This is a genomic window from Mycobacterium sp. IDUB_9 (assembly GCF_055419505.1).
In genome coordinates, this window is sequence record NZ_JBVAXU010000009.1 from 108418 (window position 1) to 124240 (window position 15823).

Consider the following 15823-nt stretch of genomic DNA (forward strand, 5'->3'; position numbering starts at 1 on the left):
GGGGTCGTCAGCTTCGGCGCTCAGAAGTGACTGCTGTTCCACCCCGAAGGCCGGTTCAGAACCGGAGGCCTCGGTGGGTGCCTGCGGCACGTGAACCCTTTCGTTCGATCTGACAAAGCGGACGACCGGGCAATGTCCGACCGTCCACTCTGATACTCAGAACCCCAATAGTAACGCGGTCACCAACCGGTCGGCAGCGGATGGCCCTCGGCGAAACCGGCGGCCGATTGCACGCCCAGCACTACTTTCTCGTGCAGTTCGGTGATGTTGGTGGCCCCGACGTAGGTGCAGGTGCTGCGCACCCCCGAGGTGATGTGGTCGAGTAGATCCTCGACCCCGCCGCGGCCCGGGTCGAGGCTCATCCGCGAGGACGAGATGCCCTCCTCGAACAGGGCCTTGCGGGCGCGGTCGAACGGGCTGTCCCCGGCGGTACGGGCGGCCACCGCACGTTTGGAGGCCATGCCGTAGCTCTCCTTGTACGGCCGTTCCTCCCGGTCGTGCAGCAGGTCGCCGGGGGATTCATAGGTTCCGGCGAACCAGGAGCCGATCATCACGTTGGCGGCGCCGGCGGCCAGCGCCAGTGCCACGTCCCGCGGGTGCCGGACCCCGCCGTCCGCCCACACGTGTGCACCGAGTTCCTTTGCCGCAGCAGCACATTCGACTACAGCGGAGAACTGGGGGCGTCCCACGCCGGTCATCATCCGGGTGGTGCACATCGCGCCGGGGCCCACCCCGACCTTGACGATCGAGGCGCCGGCTTCGATGAGGTCGCGGGTGCCCTCGGCCGAGACCACGTTGCCCGCTGCCAGCGGCAGGCCGAGGTCCAGCGATGCCACCTGCTTGATTGCGTCGAGCATCTTGAGTTGATGACCGTGTGCGGTGTCGATGACCAGCAGGTCCGCCCCGGCCTCCGCCAGTGCCCGGGCCTTGGACCCGACGTCGCCGTTGATCCCGACGGCCGCGGCGACGCGGAGTCGTCCGGCGGCGTCGACGGCCGGGGTGTAGATGCCGGCCCGCACCGCTGCGGTGCGGGTCAGAACCCCGGCCAGGGAGCCGTCTGTCGCCGTGAGCACCGCGAGATCGTGCGGTGCGTGCTCGAGGAGGTCGAACACCTGTTTCGGGTCGGTGCCGACCGGCGCGGTGACGAAGTCGGACACCGCGACGTCGCGGATCCGGGCGAACCGGTCCACACCGGCGCAGCTGGCCTCGGTCACCAGTCCGATCGGGCGTCCCTCGAACACCACCACCGCGGCGCCGTGGGCACGCTTGTGCAGCAACGCCGCGGCGTCGGACACCGAGTCGTCGGGGCTCAGCGTCACCGGTGTGTCCACCACGAGGTCGCGGCTCTTGACGAACTGAACGGTGTCGGCCACCACGGTGCTCGGCAGGTCCTGCGGCAGCACCACGATGCCGCCGCGACGCGCGATGGTCTCGGCCATGCGCCGGCCTGCCACCGCCGTCATATTGGCCACCACCACCGGGATGGTGGTGCCGGATCCGTCGTTGGTGGACAGATCCACGTCGAACCGCGATGCCACATCCGACCGGCCGGGGACGACGAAGACGTCGTTGTAGGTCAGGTCGTACGGCGGGATGTGCCCGTTCAGGAATCTCACGCCCACGAGTCTAGTGGCGCGGTTCCTCCGCCGAGCAGACACAAAACTGCCTCATCTCGGGACGAAATGGGCAGTTTTGTGTCTGCTCGCGGTCGAGAATCAGGCAGGGACTTCGCTGCGGTCCCCGCTCCAGAGGGTGTGGAACTTCTGGCCCGGCTCGGCGTCGGTACGCCCGTAGGTGTGCGCGCCGAAGAAATCGCGCAGCCCCTGGGTCAGTGCGGCGGGCAGCCGTTCGGTACGCAATGCGTCGTAGTACGACAGTGCCGACGCGAAGCCGGGGACCGGGATACCCAGCGCCGTCGCTGTGATCACCACACGGCGCCAGCTGTCGATCCCGTCCTCGACCGCACTGCGGAAGTACGGTGCGGCGATCAGGGTGGCCAGTTCCGGGTTCTCGTCGTAGGCCTCCTTGATCCGGTTGAGGAACTTGGCCCGGATGATGCAGCCGCCGCGCCAGATGGTGGCCATGTCGCCGAGCGTGATGCCCCAGCCGTACTCCGCGCTGCCGGCCTGAATCTGGTTGAAGCCCTGGGCATACGCGATGATCTTCGAGGCGTACAAGGCCTTGCTGACGTCATCGATGAATTGCTTTGCGTCGCTGGGTTTTGCGCCGAGGTCGCCGGAGGCCAGGCCGGTGGTGGCCTTCCGCTGGGCGACCGAACCCGACAGTGCGCGGGCGAACACGGCCTCGGCGATGCCGGTGACCGGAACCCCGAGGTCCAGGGCGGACTTCACGGTCCAGCGCCCGGTGCCCTTCTGCTCGGCCTCGTCGACGATCACGTCCACCAGCGGCTTGCCGGTCTTGGCATCCACCTGGCTCAGCACCTCTGCGGTGATCTCGACGAGGTAGCTGTCGAGGTCGCCCTTGTTCCACTCCCTGAACACGTCGGCGATCTGTGCCGCCTCGAGGTCGAGGCCGTCGCGCAGTAACTGGTAGGCCTCGCCGATGAGCTGCATGTCGGAATACTCGATGCCGTTGTGCACCATCTTCACGAAGTGTCCGGCGCCGTCCGGGCCGATGTGGGTGCAGCAGGGCACACCGTCGACGTGTGCGGAGATCTCCTCCAGCAGGGGGCCGAGTGACTTGTAGGACTCGGCGGGGCCGCCGGGCATGATCGACGGGCCGTTGAGCGCGCCTTCCTCGCCGCCGGAGATGCCCGCGCCGACGAAGTGCAGGCCGCGCTCGCGGATCGCCTTCTCTCGGCGGATGGTGTCGGTGTAGAGGGCGTTGCCGCCGTCGATGATGATGTCACCGGGTTCCATGGCGTCGGCCAGCTCGTTGATGACGGCATCGGTCGGATCGCCGGCCTTGACCATGATGATCACCCGGCGCGGTTTTTCCAGGGCTTCAAGAAATTCCGCGATCGTCTCGCTGCGCACGAACTTGCCCTCGGAACCGTGCTCGGCCAGCAACGCATCGGTCTTGGCGATCGACCGATTGTGCAGTGCGACGGTGTAGCCGTGGTGGGCGAAGTTACGAGCGAGGTTGGAGCCCATCACGGCCAGGCCGGTGACTCCGATCTGCGCCGTGCCGGAAGTGCCGGTCTTGCTCATGCAGCAGCCTTTCGTTGTTTTGTTGTGTCAGAACGCCTGTTGGACAGGGGTTTATCCCAGTCCGGCGAACAGGCGGTGAAGCTCGGTGAGCCAGGGGACGGCAACGGCGACGGTGGGTACCACCAGCACGGCCGCGGCGGCCAGATAGGCAGTGGCCGCCATGGCAACACTGTTGGGCCTGCCGCCGAGACGTCGCACGCGGATCACGGTGGTCGGCCCGCCGGCGGCCAGTGCGCCCGAGGGGGTGCGGCCGCTCGCGCAAGCGACCAGTGCGCGGGCCAGGGGAGTGGGGCCTGCCGTTCGGACCGCTGCGTCGTCGGCCAGCAGCTCGATCAGCAGCCGGACGGCATCCAGCGCGTTGCCGCTGCGGACGAACCGCGGGAAGGCGGCGTGGACGGCGGTGAACATCTCCAGGACCAGGTCATGGCGGGCCCGCAGGTGGGCCCGTTCATGGGTGAGGATTGCGGCGATCTCGTTGTCGGACAACGTGGTCAACGTTCCCTCGCTCACCACGACACGACTGCGGACCCCGGGTAGGCAGTAGGCGAGCGGCTGCGCGACATCGAGGATGCGCAACCCGTCACCGGCGAGCGGGCGGTGCGCTGTACAGAGGTGGGCCGGTACCGCGTCGCGGGACTTGCTGAGCAGGTCGACCATCATGCGGTGATGGGCGCGCCGGCGCCGGGTGGCCACCGCCACCTGGATCACGGCCAGACAGAGTCGCCCCCCGATGAACAGGGTCAAGGTGAATACGACGACAAGCAGCAGCCACAGTGGCCAACCGAGGGCCTCGATCTCGCTGGTGATTGTCGCGGTCGGCCGGCCGTCCGGCCCCGGGACGAACAGCCGGCTCGCGATGGCGATACCGGCCGAGAAAGCCGAGAGCACGGCGGCCAGTGCGATCGACTGCCACAACACGATTGCGGCACGCGGGGCACGCAGGGGCCAGGTCGCGCGTGCCAGCACTGCCGGTACTGGCCCCACCAGGGCCAGCGCGACGAGGGTGAAGGCCAGCGCGGACACGCCGTAAGTCTCTCTCAGTCGGTGCCCGAATTGCCAGCCGGTGGGGGCAGCTGGTGTTTGTTCTCCAGTTCAGCGAGTGCCCGGCGCAGCGCCCGGGCCTCGTCGACGCCGACTCTCTCGACAAAATGGACCAGCGCGGCCTGCCGGCTGCCGGAGTCCGAGGCCTGGTCGAGGGCGTCGACCATCAAGCCGGCGACCAGCTCGTCGCGACCGTGTGTGGGCGCGTAGCGGTGTGCCCGGTCATCGCGGTGCTGTACGACGAGGTTCTTCTTCGCGAGCCGTTGCAGCACGGTCATGATCGTGGTGTAGGCCAAGTCGCGGTGGGCGGCCAGCGCCTCATGGACTTGGCGCACTGTTTGGGGTTCGGGTGCGGACCACAAGTGGTCCATCACCGCGCGCTCAAGCTCCCCGAGACGCGTCAATTTGGCCATGTTCCGTTCACTCTCCTGAGCAGTAAAGCCAGCGTACTACGGGTTTACTACCGCGCGTCGTATGTATTTCTGACGGGCCTCCGGACAGCTGTCCGCATCGGTTTAGGGCAAGGTCAGCGCCCTTTGCGGGGCTTGTTGTGAATCCAGTCACAGGGGGTAGCTCTCGTGCTTCACGTGACTATAGTAAGGCTAACCTAAGTCAAACTGGAGCCTACGGAGGTGACATGACGGTCTTGATCGAAGATCCGCTGATCGCGGGTATGGCTATCGAGCGGACGCTGCCGCTGCATGAGTCGAGTCGGCGTCTACGTGAGCTGTACGCGGAGTGTCCGCGGGTCTACGGCGTGGCCGTGGTGGGCGATCTGTCGCGCCGGCGGTGGTGGCCCCTGGCCGAGGCACTGTCCGCCGATCGGTTGCAGGGCATGTTCGACGCCGCGATGGCCGAGACGGGCAACCGGGCCGCGGTGGCCCAGCAGTTGGCCGCCACGTTCACCCATGTGGTGATCGGTCGGGTGGTGCCGCTGCTGGTGCTCGAGGGACGCGCCTGGGATACCGGCCTGGAGAACCTGTGGGTCCATGTCGACTCCGAGGGTGCGATCGACTGGGTCGGCGTCGTGGATCCGACCCTGCGCGGCCTGCCCGGGGATCCGTGCTTTTCCGGTCGGGGCGCACGGTTCGCCCGTGCGTCTCGCGACGGGATCGTCGCGTTGCCGAGTGAGGCGGCGCTGACGACGTGGGTCGCTCATCGCAGCCATCGTGCGCTTGAGCCGCTGTTCGCCCGCTTGGTCGAGATCAGTGACGGCGCGATGTCGGTCGCCGCCATGTGGCACATGGTGGGCGCGGCCGTGGTCGGTGCGGCCACCCAGGTCCCGCTGCTGGCGGGGTGCAGTGAAGTCGTGAGCATGCGGCGGGGCCAGGCGGTGCTCGATGCCCTGGTGGGTTTCGGCTTGCCGGTCCGCGGCTGTGGCCGGGCGGGGAAGGTCTTGCTTAATTAGGATAGCCTTGCCTAGTATGTAGATACGAGGCTAACGGACCGAGCCGGAGTCCTGAGGGCTGCAGAGACCCCCGGTCCGCTCGAGGGCGGGTTCCGCGTTTGATACGCGGGACCCGCCCGCATCTTTGTGGCGATACGGCGTGTAGACACGAGGGCTGTGACCACTGAAACCCCCGAAGGTTTGGGCAAGGGCTTCGACACCGAACTCGGCCTGACCTATCTCGAGCTCACCCCCGACGGCGGCCGCGCGCAGCTCACGATTCACGACAAGCTGCTGCAGCCCTGGGGCATCGTGCACGGCGGCGTGTACTGCTCGATCGTCGAGAGCCTGGCCAGCGTGTCCGGCCACATCTGGCTGTCGGAGAACGGCGGCGGCACCGTGGTCGGGGTCAACAACAACACCGATTTCCTGCGCGCCATCGGATCCGGCACTGTCACAGCGGTTTCCACACCGATCCACCGCGGCCGCCGCCAGCAGCTGTGGCTGATCACCATCACCGATGAGAACGACAAGCTCGTGGCCCGCGGACAGGTGCGGCTGCAGAACGTTCCGGAGTAGCGCTTCCGGCGCCTGTCGAGGGACGAGCGCTGCCGAACACCGTTCCTCGTGGCAGGATCGCCCACTATGCGTTTGACCCCGCATGAGCAGGACCGGCTGCTCATCTCGTATGCCGCCGACCTGGCCCGGCGCAGACAGGCTCGCGGCTTGTTGCTCAACCATCCCGAGGCTGTCGCCGTCATCACCGATCATCTGCTCGAAGGTGCCCGCGACGGTCGGACGGTAGCCGAGCTGATGGTGAGCGGACGCGATGTGCTGACCCGCGGGGAGGTCATGGAGGGGGTGCCCGAGATGCTGCACGACGTACAGGTCGAGGCCACTTTTCCCGACGGCACCAAGCTGGTCACCGTCCATAACCCGATCGCCTGACCCATGGTGCCCGGAGAGATCGTGTTCGGCGACGGCGGCATCGTGCTCAACGCCGGGGCGCCGCGGTTGATTCTCGACGTCGTCAATACCGGTGACCGGCCGGTCCAGGTCGGCAGCCACGTACACCTGCCGCAGGCCAACCCCGCGCTGGATTTCGACCGAGCGGCCGCCCGCGGGCACCGTCTGGACATCCCGGCGGGTACCGCGGTTCGCTTCGAACCCGGTGTGGCCCAGCGGGTTTCCCTGGTGCCACTGGGCGGCTCCCGCGAGGTGCACGGAATCAGTCTCGACGCTCCCGGCCGATTGGATGCCCAATGACCGAACTGACCCGTGCGCGCTACGCGGCGCTGTTCGGCCCCACCGCCGGTGACCGGATCCGGCTGGCCGACACCGACCTTTTCGTCGAGATCACCGAGGACCGCAGTGGCGGACCCCGGCACGCCGGTGACGAGGCGGTGTTCGGCGGCGGCAAGGTACTGCGTGAGTCGATGGGCCAGTCGAGGGCGACCCGCGCGGACGGCGCACCGGACACCGTCATCACCGGTGCGGTGATCATCGACCACTGGGGAATCATCAAGGCCGACATCGGGATCCGCGACGGACGTATCGTGGGGATCGGTAAGGCCGGCAATCCCGACATCATGTCCGGGGTACATCCTGCCCTGGTCGTCGGCCCGTCGACCGAGATCATCGGAGGCAACGGCCGCATCCTGACCGCGGGTGCGATCGACTGTCACGTCCACCTGATCTGTCCGCAGCTCATGGCAGAAGCGCTAGGGGGCGGCATCACCACCATCGTGGCCGGGGGTACCGGACCGGCCGAGGGCAGCAAGGCCACCACGGTCACGCCGGGCGCCTGGCATCTCGCCCGGATGCTGGAAGCGCTCGATTCCTGGCCGCTCAACGTCGCGCTGCTCGGCAAGGGAAACACCGTCAGCTCCGAGGCGATGTGGGAGCAGTTGCGCGGCGGCGCAGCCGGATTCAAGCTGCATGAGGACTGGGGCACGACTCCGGCGGCCATCGACGCCTGCCTGACCGTCGCCGACGCCGCCGGCGTGCAGGTCAATGTCCATACCGACACCCTCAATGAGGCCGGATTCGTCGAGGACACGCTGGCCGCCGTCAAGGGCCGCAGCATCCACGCCTATCACACCGAAGGTGCCGGTGGTGGGCACGCGCCCGACATCATCACCGTCGCCGCCCATCCGAATGTGCTGCCCAGTTCGACGAATCCGACGCGCCCGCACACGGTCAACACCCTCGACGAGCACCTCGACATGTTGATGGTCTGCCACCACCTCAACCCGAGTGTGCCCGAGGATCTGGCGTTCGCCGAGAGCCGGATCCGGCCGTCGACCATCGCTGCCGAGGACCTGTTGCACGATATCGGGGCCATCTCGATGATCGGCAGTGACTCGCAGGCTATGGGCCGGATCGGCGAGGTGGTGCTGCGGACCTGGCAGACCGCGCACGTGATGAAGCGCAGGCGTGGCGCCCTGGAAGGGGACGCGTGCGGAAAAGCTGGAGCGGACAACAACCGCGTCCGCCGGTACGTCGCGAAATACACCATCTGCCCGGCCATCGCGCACGGTCTCGACGATGAGATCGGTTCGGTCGAGGTCGGCAAGCTCGCCGACCTGGTGCTGTGGGAACCCGCGTTCTTCGGGGTGCGCCCGCATGCGGTTCTCAAGGGCGGCATGATCGCCTGGGCGGCGATGGGTGATGCCAACGCTTCGATCCCCACGCCGCAACCGGTGCTGCCGCGGCCGATGTTCGGCGCGGCGCCCGCCGCGGCGGCGGCCACGTCGATGCACTTCGTTGCCCCGCAGGCGATCGAGGACGGTCTGGCGGACCGTCTCGACATCCGTCGAAAGCTGGCTGCGGTCAAGAACGTTCGGCAGATCGGGAAGGCTCAGATGCCACTCAATGATGCGATGCCGCGCATCGAGGTCGATCCGGACACGTTCACCGTCCGGATCGACGGGCAGGTGTGGCAGGAACAGCCTGCCGTGGAACTGCCCATGGCGCAGCGATACTTTCTTTTCTGATGAGCAGCTTCTAGATGACCAGCCTGGCAACACTTCTGACCCTGGCCGATTCGCGGTTGCCGACGGGCGGACACGTGCACTCCGGCGGCGTCGAGGAGGCGGTGACCAGTGGCCTGCTCACCGACGTCGACACGTTGCGCGCGTATCTGGTCCGGCGCATCCGTACCAGCGGGGTAGTTGCTGCCTCGGTGGCGGTGGCGGTACACACCGGGGCCCTGGATCCCGAGGCTGCCGATGCCGAGACCGATGCCCGGACACCGGCTCCGGCGGCGCGTGATGCCTCCCGTGCCCAGGGCCGCGGACTTATCCGGTTGGCCCGGCGGGTGTGGCCGCTGCAGTCGTGGGAGGTGCTCGGTCCCCGTCCGCACCTGCCGGTCGCGGCCGGCTCGGTCGGGGCGGCCGCCGGGCTGGATCCGGATCAGACGGCACTCTCGGTGGTCTACACCACCATGACGGGTTCGGCGACTGCCGCGCAGCGGTTGCTCGCGTTGGACCCCGCCGACGTCGCGGCCTTGACCTTCGAATTGTCCGGGTTGTGTGACGAAGTGGCGGCCGAGGCGGTCACCGGGTTGGCCGACCTGTCCGATCCGTTGCTCGACGTCCTGGCGCAGCGTCACACCGAACGCGACCGGCCGCTGTTCGTCTCCTAACCCTGTCTGTCACCGCACTCGAAAGGCCCACCATGCCACCGCATTTCCTCGACGGCGAACCGCACACCCATGTGGACCGGCCCAAGCGGGTACGTCAGCCCGGTGAGCCGCTGCGCATCGGTGTCGGCGGTCCCGTCGGATCCGGCAAGACCGCCCTGGTGGCGGCGCTGTGTCGGCAGTTGCGCGACGAGTTGTCGCTGGCGGTGTTGACCAACGACATCTACACCACCGAGGACGCCGACTTCCTGCGCCGGCATGCGGTGCTACCCGACGAGCGGATCGCCGCGGTGCAGACCGGGGGATGCCCGCACACCGCGATCCGCGACGACATCACCGCGAACCTGGATGCCATCGACGATCTGATCGAGGCCAACCCGGCATTGGATCTGATTCTCGTCGAATCCGGCGGCGACAACCTCACGGCGACGTTCTCGTCGGGACTGGTGGATGTCCAGATCTTTGTCGTCGACGTGGCCGGGGGAGACAAAGTGCCACGCAAGGGCGGCCCCGGTGTCACGTACTCGGACCTGCTGGTGGTCAACAAGACTGACCTGGCGCCCCTGGTGGGAGCCGATCTGGACGTGATGCGCCGCGATGCGGCGAAGGTCCGCGCGCACCGTCCGACGGCGCTGGTTTCGCTGACCGAGGATCCGACAGCGGGCCCGGTGCTGGCCTGGGTGCGCGAACAATTGAGGGTCGCGCAGGCACTGCCGTCGTGATGCACTCCGAGGTCGTGATCGTGGCCTCGCCGGGGCGGTTGCCGCGGATCGAGGCGCGCGGCGGTCTGGCCGGACGGTGCACCGAACCCGACACGGTGCATCTGGTCTCCACGGCAGCCACCCCGCTCGGGGGCGACACCATGACTGTGCGGGTTGTGGTCGAAGCCGGTACCCGGCTGCGGATTCGCACTGCCGCAGCGACGATGGTGCTGCCCGGCGCGGCCACTCTACGGTCGACCGCGCACTGGGAGCTCGAGATCGCCGGGCAGTTGGATCTCGATCTCCAACCCACCGTGGTGGCCGGCGGTTCGGTGCATCACAGCACCACGCTTCTGCGGCTGGCCGAGTCGGCACAGGTCCGCCTCCGGGAGCGGGTGCAGATCGGCAGATCCGGTGAGCGGCAAGGGTTCTGGTCGTCCAGCTTGCATGCCGACGTCCAGTCGGTGCCACTGTTGCGTCACCGCATCGAGCTCGGTTGCGGCGCAGTGGGTGAAGATGTGCTGGCGACGCCCAGGGCGTGTATCAGCGAACTGCGCTATCCGGCACCCGTATTCGACGCTCCCGGAACCGTGCTGGCGCTGGCCGGCGGTGGCAGCCTGGCCACCTGGCAAGGTGACCGGCTGCCGCCTGATGCCGGAGGGCCCTAGGACGCCGCCTTCTCGGTTTCCTGCACCGAGGCGGCGATCTCTTCGAGCTCCTCGATCCTGGTGCGGGCGTAGGCCTGCTGTTCGGTGATGGTGAGCTGACCGCGCTTGGTGCTCAAGAAGGTCACACCCCACGACAGCACGGTCACCAGACGGCTCTTGAAGCCGACGATGTACACGAGGTGCAGCACCAACCAGCACACCCAGGCGAAGAACCCGGAGAACTCGACCGGGCCGACCTTGGCCACCGCCGAGAACCGGGACACCGTCGCCATCGAGCCCTTGTCGAAGTACTCGAAGGGGGCCCGGATCTTCGGGCTGGTCCCGGCGACCTCGCGTTTGATCAGTTTCGCCGCGTAACGGCCGCCCTGGATCGCTCCCTGGGCGACGCCCGGCACACCCTCCATCGCGGCCATGTCGCCGACCACGAAGACGTTGGGATGGCCCGGAAGCGTCAGGTCCGACCCGACCTTGACCCGGCCGGCCCGGTCGAGTTCCACGCCCGACTGTTCGGCCAGATCCTTGCCGAGCGGGCTGGCCGAGACACCGGCCGACCACACCTTGCACGCCGATTCGATACGCCGCAGCGTGCCGTCGGAGTCCTTGACCGTCAGACCGTTGCGGTCGACGTCGGTCACCATGGCGCCCAGCTGAACCTCGACACCCATCTTTTCCAGCCGTTCCTGGGCCCGCTTGCCCAGCTTCGGCCCCATGGGCGGAAGGACGGCCGGCGCCGCGTCGAGCAGGATCACCCGGGCCTCGGTGGGATCGATGTGACGGAAGCTGCCGCGCAGGGTCTGATCGGCCAATTCGGCGATCTGCCCGGCCATTTCGACGCCGGTCGGCCCGGCGCCCACGACGGTGAAGGTGAGTAGCTTGGCCCGGCGCACGGGGTCGCTGGAGCGCTCGGCCTGCTCGAACGCACCGAGGATGCGGCCACGAAGCTCCAGCGCATCGTCGATCGACTTCATGCCGGGAGCGAACTCGGCGAAATGGTCGTTGCCGAAGTAGGACTGCCCGGCGCCGGCGGCGATGATGAGGCTGTCGTAGGGGGTGGAGTAGGTGTGCCCGAGCAGCACCGAATCCACCGTCCGGTTCTCCAGATCGATGTGGGTGACGTCGCCCAACAGCACCTGGGCGTTCTTCTGCTTGCGCAGGATCACGCGGGTGGCCGGCGCGATCTCACCTTCGGAGATGATTCCGGTGGCCACCTGGTACAGCAGCGGCTGGAACAGGTGGTGGGTGGTGCGGGCGATCAGCTTGACGTCGACGTCGGCACGTTTGAGGGTCTTGGCGGCGGTCAGGCCGCCGAATCCCGATCCGATGATGACTACCTTATGCCGATCCGATGCCGTAGCTCCGGGATGGCTCATTGCTGCTCCTCGCGGACGTGTTTGCCACTCGTAATAACCGTTAGGTTAGTCGGCGCCATTCCTGCCTGTGCGGTGAGATGGGCAACCGAACCGAATGTTTACCCGAATAGCAGTGGTTTCAATGCCTCGCCGACCGCCGTGATATCGCCGGGACGGTAGCCGTGCAACTGAGTCGGCAGGTTGAGGACCACGCCGCCGATGCCCGCGTCGAGCACCTTCGTCTTGACCTGTTCGGCGATCTGCTCGGGACTGCCGGCGACGGTGCGCTGCCTGAACGCCTCGGGGACCGCGTCGACGGTCACGTTCTCGTCGACGAGCGAGGTGAGCAGGACGCTGGTTTCCAGCGTTGCGGGGTCGCGGTCGATCGCCTCACATTGCTGTTGGACCACCTCCACCTTGCGCCGCAACTCGTCGAAGCCGGCGATGACGTTGAGATGGTCGAAGTGGCGGGCCGCCAGTGGGATGGTCTTCTTCTCGCCGCTGCCCCCGATCATCAGCGGAATCTGGTCGCGGAAACGGGGGTTGGCCATCGCGTCCTGCACGCGGTAGTACTTGCCGTCGAAGGTCGGCCGCTGGCCGGCGAGCATCGGAAGGATGATCTGCAGCGCCTCGCCGAGCTTGTCGAACCGTTCGGTGAACGTGCCGAATTCGTAGCCGAGTTGATCGTGCTCGAGTTCGAACCAGCCGGTTCCGACGCCGAGAACAGCACGGCCCTGACTGATGACGTCGAGTGTGGTGATCGCCTTGGCCAGCAGGGTCGGATTGCGATAGGTGTTGCCGGTGACCAGTGTCCCGAGTTGCACCCGCTCGGTCGCGGTGGCAAGCGCACCGAGCGCGGTGTAGGCCTCCAGCATCGGCTGATCGGGGGTGCCGAGCCCGGGCAGCTGATAGAAGTGGTCCATCACGAAAACGGTGTCGAAACCGGCGGCCTCGGCTTCACGGGCCTGCGCGATGACAGTGGGGAAGAGTTCGGAAACCCCGGTGCCGTAGGAGAAATTGGGTATCTGGAGTGCGAGTCGGATCGTCACTCCGTCAACCGTAACCTTCTCAGCCGAGGGTCGCCATCGCGCCGCGGCTGACGTGCATGGTCTGACCGGTGATGTGGCGGGCCGCCGGGGTGCTCAAAAACACTGCGAGACGGGCGTATTCATCGGCAACCGAGGGCGGCGTGCTTCCCAGTCCGTCGTAGCCGGGTTCGGCGGACAGGCCGGTGGCGATGGCGTTGACGGTGATTCCGCGGGTGCCGAAGTAGGCGGCCTGACCGGCCGTCCAATCGCTCAGCGCTGCCTTGACCGCAGCTTCGATGCTGCCTTCACGCGGGCTCGCGGGTACGACGTTGACGATCGAACCGCCCGAGCGCAACTGGTCGCCGACGATCTGCACGGTCAGCACGGCCGAGACCACGGTGGCATCCAGCGCGTGGCGCCAGGCGGTGGCTTGTTCGGCCAGCGTGAACGTGCGGGGGTCCTTCGCCTCGAACAGCGGGGCCGGGACGTTGACGAGGGTGTCGAGGTAGTGGGGGAACTGCGCGCGGGCGTTCTCGACACTGGCGGGATCGGTGTTGTCGAACACGATCGAGGAGATGTCGAGCTGCTTGGCCGCCAACTCCAGATCTTCGCGGCGGGCGCCGGCGATAACCACGTTGTGGCCGGCGTCAAGGAAACCTGCCGCAATCGCGCGGCCGAGTTCGGTGTCGCCGCCGGTGACCAGCACCTCCGCCATGATGTACCTCCGTGTACCTGGGGTCGCCGCGCCGGGCGGGGGCGACCAACACTCAATGTTACTGGACAGTAGCTAGGTCGGGAAATTCGGCGCGCCAATCATCGGCTCGCATAAGGTGGCCGAGATGATCCGACCCAGCGCCACGACCGGCGTCGACGTGGTCGGCGAGGGTGTGTCGTGACCAATTCGCCACAACTTCCACGCTGGATATATCTCCCTGCCGCCGTGGGTGCGATCTTCGTCGTGCTGCCCCTGGTGGCGATGGTGGCAAAGGTGGACTGGCCGCAGTTCGGGTCACTGATCTCGAGCGCGTCGTCGACGGCGGCGCTGAAGCTCAGCCTGGAGACATCGCTGGCCAGCACGGTGTTGTGTGTCCTGTTCGGTGTCCCGTTGGCGTTGGTGCTGGCCCGCACCGGAGGCTCGGTCACCCGAATCGTGCGGCCATTGATCCTGTTGCCGCTGGTGTTGCCGCCGGTGGTCGGCGGTATCGCGCTGCTCTATGCATTCGGGCGGCTGGGATTGATCGGCCGGTATCTGGAGGCCGCCGGGGTGCACATCGCGTTCACCACGGTCGCGGTGGTGCTGGCGCAGACCTTCGTCTCCCTGCCGTTCCTGGTCATTTCGCTGGAAGGCGCCGCGCGCACCGCCGGCGCCGATTTCGAGGTCGTGGCCGCGACGCTGGGTGCGTCGCCGGGAACCGTGTGGTGGCGGGTGACTCTGCCCCTTTTGGGGCCGGGCCTGATCTCGGGAGCTGTCCTGGCCTTCGCGCGTTCCCTGGGCGAGTTCGGTGCCACGTTGACGTTCGCGGGGTCACGCCAGGGAGTGACCCGCACCTTGCCGCTGGAGATCTATCTGCAGCGCGAGAGCGACGCCGACGCTGCGGTGGCGTTGTCGGTGCTGCTGGTGGCGGTGGCGGCGGTGGTGGTCATCGGGCTCGGCAGTCGCCGGCTGCGGGCGGGTGGTTGGACATGACGCTGCAGGCGCGAGTCGTCATCGAAAGTCGTGGCCTGGAGCTCGAATTCGGTGTGGCGGCGGGGGAGGTCCTCGCGGTACTGGGCCCCAACGGCGCGGGTAAATCGACCACATTGCACTCGATCGCCGGACTGGTCGGTCTGGATGCCGGGAGAGTTCAGGTGGGGGACCGGGTGCTGACCGATACCGCCGCCGGTGTGCACGTGCCGACGCATGCCCGCCGGGTCGGCCTGTTGCTGCAGGACTCTCTGCTGTTTCCGCACCTGAGTGTGCTGGCGAACGTGGCATTCGGTGCCCGCAGCGCGCGCCGGACAGGTCGCCGCGCCGCCTATGAGACCGCTCGCCGGTGGTTGGCCGAGGTCGAGGCCACGGATCTGGCTGACCGGCGGCCCCGCCGGCTGTCGGGCGGTCAGGCGCAACGGGTGGCCCTGGCCCGGGCGCTGGCCGCCGATCCCGAGGTCCTGCTGCTCGATGAACCGCTGGCGGGATTGGACGTGGCGGTCGCGGCGTCGATGCGGAAAGTGTTGCGCCGAGTGCTCGCCACCGGGGGCAGGTGTGCGGTGCTGATCACCCACGAGCTGCTCGATGTCCTGACGCTGGCCGACCGGGTGATCGTGGTCGAAGATGGGCGTATTGCCGAAAGTGGTTCTGTCGCAGAAGTATTGGCTACACCGAAGAGTCACTTCGCAGCGCGGTTCGCCGGCGTCAACCTGATCGGAGGCACCGCCGCCGATCGGGCTGTGCTGACCACCGCGTGGCAGACGAACTGGTACGGCACGGCGGCGGCCGACGTGCAGCCCGGCGCGCCGGCCGTTGCACTGTTCTCACCGGCGTCGGTGTCGGTGTACCGCGACGAACCGCACGGCAGTCCGCGCAACACCGTCGCGGTGACGGTCGCCGAGCTCGACAGCCGGGGGCCCGGTATCCGGGTGCGGGCCGATGAGCAGCCCGACGGCGCACCTGGCCTGGCCGCTGACATCACCGCGGAATCGGCCGCCGAGCTGCGGCTGGCCCCGGGCGACACGGTGTACTTCTCGGTGAAGGCGCAGGAGGTTGCCATCCACCCGGCCGGACACCGGAAGTGACTAGGGGATCCGGTACGTAACGCGGGCGTGCGCAGGCCCGAATCACCTGTTGAGGGGACCGGCG

The 15823-nt window shown here is 67.6% G+C and carries 17 protein-coding genes; 10 read left to right on the plus strand and 7 right to left on the minus strand.

Annotation, left to right across the window (positions count from 1 at the left end; translation table 11 throughout):
• Positions 1 to 179 precede the first annotated feature (179 nt).
• From ACZY08_RS27645 to ACZY08_RS27660, 4 genes are all read right to left on the minus strand, one after another.
• Entirely contained in the window at positions 180 to 1616 is a 1437-nt protein-coding gene (locus ACZY08_RS27645) for a GuaB1 family IMP dehydrogenase-related protein (protein WP_463747798.1), read from the minus strand.
• A gap of 99 nt (positions 1617 to 1715) precedes the next feature.
• Positions 1716 to 3170: an NADP-dependent phosphogluconate dehydrogenase gene (gene gndA / locus ACZY08_RS27650; protein WP_463747799.1), complete on the minus strand. Its 1455-nt coding sequence runs from the start codon at positions 3168 to 3170 to the stop codon at positions 1716 to 1718.
• Between the two features lie 51 nt (positions 3171 to 3221).
• A complete protein-coding gene (locus ACZY08_RS27655; RefSeq protein ID WP_463747800.1) occupies positions 3222 to 4193 on the minus strand; it encodes a M56 family metallopeptidase in 972 nt (323 codons plus the stop codon).
• Positions 4194 to 4207: 14 nt separating this feature from the next.
• Positions 4208 to 4624, minus strand: a complete 417-nt coding sequence (locus ACZY08_RS27660) for a BlaI/MecI/CopY family transcriptional regulator (RefSeq protein WP_463747801.1) — start codon at positions 4622 to 4624, stop codon at positions 4208 to 4210.
• A 224-nt stretch (positions 4625 to 4848) separates the two neighbouring features.
• Between ACZY08_RS27660 and ACZY08_RS27665 the strand changes: the two genes are divergently transcribed.
• From ACZY08_RS27665 to ACZY08_RS27700, 8 genes are all read left to right on the plus strand, one after another.
• Positions 4849 to 5619, plus strand: coding sequence for an iron reductase (locus ACZY08_RS27665; RefSeq protein WP_463747802.1), 771 nt, complete (start codon positions 4849 to 4851; stop codon positions 5617 to 5619).
• 156 nt (positions 5620 to 5775) lie between these two features.
• On the plus strand, positions 5776 to 6177 hold the full coding sequence (locus ACZY08_RS27670) for a PaaI family thioesterase (RefSeq protein WP_463747803.1): 402 nt from the start codon (positions 5776 to 5778) through the stop codon (positions 6175 to 6177).
• Between the two features lie 66 nt (positions 6178 to 6243).
• The gene (locus ACZY08_RS27675) at positions 6244 to 6546 is read left to right on the plus strand and encodes an urease subunit gamma (protein WP_463747804.1); all 303 of its coding nucleotides are present in this window, start codon (positions 6244 to 6246) and stop codon (positions 6544 to 6546) included.
• Positions 6547 to 6549: 3 nt separating this feature from the next.
• Positions 6550 to 6864 (plus strand): urease subunit beta, encoded by a 315-nt coding sequence (locus ACZY08_RS27680; protein ID WP_463747805.1) that lies wholly within the window; start codon positions 6550 to 6552, stop codon positions 6862 to 6864.
• The gene (locus tag ACZY08_RS27685) at positions 6861 to 8594 is read left to right on the plus strand and encodes an urease subunit alpha (protein WP_463747806.1); all 1734 of its coding nucleotides are present in this window, start codon (positions 6861 to 6863) and stop codon (positions 8592 to 8594) included. Before ACZY08_RS27680 ends, ACZY08_RS27685 begins: the two co-directional genes overlap by 4 nt.
• A gap of 14 nt (positions 8595 to 8608) precedes the next feature.
• A complete protein-coding gene (locus ACZY08_RS27690; RefSeq protein ID WP_463747807.1) occupies positions 8609 to 9244 on the plus strand; it encodes an urease accessory protein UreF in 636 nt (211 codons plus the stop codon).
• 32 nt (positions 9245 to 9276) lie between these two features.
• The gene (gene ureG, locus ACZY08_RS27695; RefSeq protein ID WP_463747808.1) at positions 9277 to 9963 is read left to right on the plus strand and encodes an urease accessory protein UreG; all 687 of its coding nucleotides are present in this window, start codon (positions 9277 to 9279) and stop codon (positions 9961 to 9963) included.
• A complete protein-coding gene (locus tag ACZY08_RS27700; protein ID WP_463747908.1) occupies positions 9963 to 10610 on the plus strand; it encodes an urease accessory protein UreD in 648 nt (215 codons plus the stop codon). Before ureG ends, ACZY08_RS27700 begins: the two co-directional genes overlap by 1 nt.
• Here the strand turns inward: ACZY08_RS27700 and ACZY08_RS27705 are convergent.
• The 3 genes from ACZY08_RS27705 to ACZY08_RS27715 all read right to left on the minus strand — a co-directional run bounded on the left by ACZY08_RS27705 (position 10607) and on the right by ACZY08_RS27715 (position 13702).
• Positions 10607 to 11980, minus strand: a complete 1374-nt coding sequence (locus ACZY08_RS27705) for an NAD(P)/FAD-dependent oxidoreductase (protein ID WP_463747809.1) — start codon at positions 11978 to 11980, stop codon at positions 10607 to 10609. The two genes, ACZY08_RS27700 and ACZY08_RS27705, sit on opposite strands and share 4 nt — an antisense overlap.
• Positions 11981 to 12078: 98 nt before the next feature.
• A complete protein-coding gene (locus ACZY08_RS27710) occupies positions 12079 to 13008 on the minus strand; it encodes an LLM class F420-dependent oxidoreductase (RefSeq protein ID WP_463747810.1) in 930 nt (309 codons plus the stop codon).
• Positions 13009 to 13027: 19 nt separating this feature from the next.
• Positions 13028 to 13702, minus strand: a complete 675-nt coding sequence (locus ACZY08_RS27715) for an SDR family oxidoreductase (protein WP_463747811.1) — start codon at positions 13700 to 13702, stop codon at positions 13028 to 13030.
• 177 nt (positions 13703 to 13879) lie between these two features.
• Between ACZY08_RS27715 and ACZY08_RS27720 the strand changes: the two genes are divergently transcribed.
• Positions 13880 to 14674 carry an ABC transporter permease gene (locus ACZY08_RS27720; protein ID WP_463747812.1) on the plus strand — a complete coding sequence of 265 codons (795 nt, stop codon included), beginning with the start codon at positions 13880 to 13882 and terminating at the stop codon, positions 14672 to 14674.
• Positions 14671 to 15759, plus strand: coding sequence for a sulfate/molybdate ABC transporter ATP-binding protein (locus ACZY08_RS27725; protein ID WP_463747813.1), 1089 nt, complete (start codon positions 14671 to 14673; stop codon positions 15757 to 15759). Before ACZY08_RS27720 ends, ACZY08_RS27725 begins: the two co-directional genes overlap by 4 nt.
• Positions 15760 to 15823: the final 64 nt, after the last annotated feature.

What these genes read in the sequence shown, in the direction of transcription:
- ACZY08_RS27705 (WP_463747809.1), bottom strand. Translation starts at nt 11,980, where the DNA reads ATGAGCCATCCCGGAGCTACGGCATCGGATCGGCATAAGGTAGTCATC.
- ACZY08_RS27725 (WP_463747813.1), top strand. Translation starts at nt 14,671, where the DNA reads ATGACGCTGCAGGCGCGAGTCGTCATCGAAAGTCGTGGCCTGGAGCTC.
- gndA (WP_463747799.1), bottom strand. Translation starts at nt 3,170, where the DNA reads ATGAGCAAGACCGGCACTTCCGGCACGGCGCAGATCGGAGTCACCGGC.
- ACZY08_RS27700 (WP_463747908.1), top strand. Translation starts at nt 9,963, where the DNA reads ATGCACTCCGAGGTCGTGATCGTGGCCTCGCCGGGGCGGTTGCCGCGG.
- ureG (WP_463747808.1), top strand. Translation starts at nt 9,277, where the DNA reads ATGCCACCGCATTTCCTCGACGGCGAACCGCACACCCATGTGGACCGG.
- ACZY08_RS27680 (WP_463747805.1), top strand. Translation starts at nt 6,550, where the DNA reads ATGGTGCCCGGAGAGATCGTGTTCGGCGACGGCGGCATCGTGCTCAAC.
- ACZY08_RS27660 (WP_463747801.1), bottom strand. Translation starts at nt 4,624, where the DNA reads ATGGCCAAATTGACGCGTCTCGGGGAGCTTGAGCGCGCGGTGATGGAC.
- ACZY08_RS27690 (WP_463747807.1), top strand. Translation starts at nt 8,609, where the DNA reads ATGACCAGCCTGGCAACACTTCTGACCCTGGCCGATTCGCGGTTGCCG.
- ACZY08_RS27665 (WP_463747802.1), top strand. Translation starts at nt 4,849, where the DNA reads ATGACGGTCTTGATCGAAGATCCGCTGATCGCGGGTATGGCTATCGAG.
- ACZY08_RS27715 (WP_463747811.1), bottom strand. Translation starts at nt 13,702, where the DNA reads ATGGCGGAGGTGCTGGTCACCGGCGGCGACACCGAACTCGGCCGCGCG.
- ACZY08_RS27685 (WP_463747806.1), top strand. Translation starts at nt 6,861, where the DNA reads ATGACCGAACTGACCCGTGCGCGCTACGCGGCGCTGTTCGGCCCCACC.
- ACZY08_RS27675 (WP_463747804.1), top strand. Translation starts at nt 6,244, where the DNA reads ATGCGTTTGACCCCGCATGAGCAGGACCGGCTGCTCATCTCGTATGCC.